The sequence below is a fragment of the Achromobacter sp. JD-1 genome (genome assembly GCF_038594925.1).
GTDB classification, from domain to species: Bacteria; Pseudomonadota; Gammaproteobacteria; order Burkholderiales; family Burkholderiaceae_B; genus Achromobacter; species Achromobacter spanius_C.
The window spans coordinates 1-921 of the sequence record NZ_JBCGCS010000091.1 but is presented as its reverse complement, the minus strand read 5'-3'; the positions used below and the strand labels follow the sequence as shown (position 1 = coordinate 921).

At 62.0% G+C, this 921-nt stretch carries 1 protein-coding gene; it reads left to right on the top strand.

Features of this window, described 5'->3' with window-relative positions; genetic code table 11:
- The first annotated feature begins 89 nt into the window (after positions 1 to 89).
- Entirely contained in the window at positions 90 to 827 is a 738-nt protein-coding gene (gene virB5 / locus WBR68_RS31365; protein WP_230696269.1) for a P-type DNA transfer protein VirB5, read from the top strand.
- Positions 828 to 921: the final 94 nt, after the last annotated feature.

Below are 921 nucleotides of genomic sequence, written 5' to 3'. Positions count from 1 at the left end.
GAAGCGGCAGTTGCCAAGCATGGTGACGACCCCGCCCTCTGGCTGCCCCACTACCTCAAGCTCGCCCAAGAGGCGACAAGGAGCTGATAATGTCCCAGACGCACACCCCGAACCACGCCCTGCGAGCGCGGTTAACCGCATTCCTGACTGCTGTCCTTCTCTCCAACTCCCTGACGCCTGTCCACGCAAGTGGCATTCCGGTAGTGGATGCGGCCAGCATCGCCGACCGGGCCATCAAGCACGTCGAGACGCTGGCCAAGTATGCCGAGCAGATTGCTGTCCTCAGGGATCAGCTTGAGAGCCAGAAGCGTCAGTTGGAAGCCCTAACCGGGACACGGAACTTGGGCGACATCCTGAATAACCCGGCGATTCGCGATGCACTGCCGGCAGACGCACGGGATATTCTTCGCGCCTCCAATGGCGGGCTGGGCGGGATCTCGGACGCAGTGGAGCGCATTGAGCGCGAGGAACGCTTAACTGGCAACTACGAACAGGACAAAAAGAACCTGGACGCCCGGGCCGAAAAGATCGCCGTTCGCAGTCAGGCGATGATGGAGCAGACCCAGAAGGCGATGACCGCCCGTGTCAAGCAGGTGGACCAGCTCCAGGCCAAGATCAATCAGGCCCAGGATCCGAAGGCCATCGCTGACCTGCAGGCCCGGCTGCTCGTCGAGCAGGCAAACATCCAGGCCGACCAAACCCGGGCGGACATGCTCACCCGCCAGATTGAGGCCGAGCAAGCCCTGATGGAGCAGCAAGCCGAAAAGCTGGCCGATAGCTCTTTCAGCCTTGGTGCGATCCGCGCGCCGCTTCCTGGAGCGAGATAATGGCCACCACCGCGGTCAGTCTAGCCAGTCTCGGCGGGATCGCGAACTGGATCGACCAGTCGGTGACTAAGATGCTAACGAGCGTCATCACGCC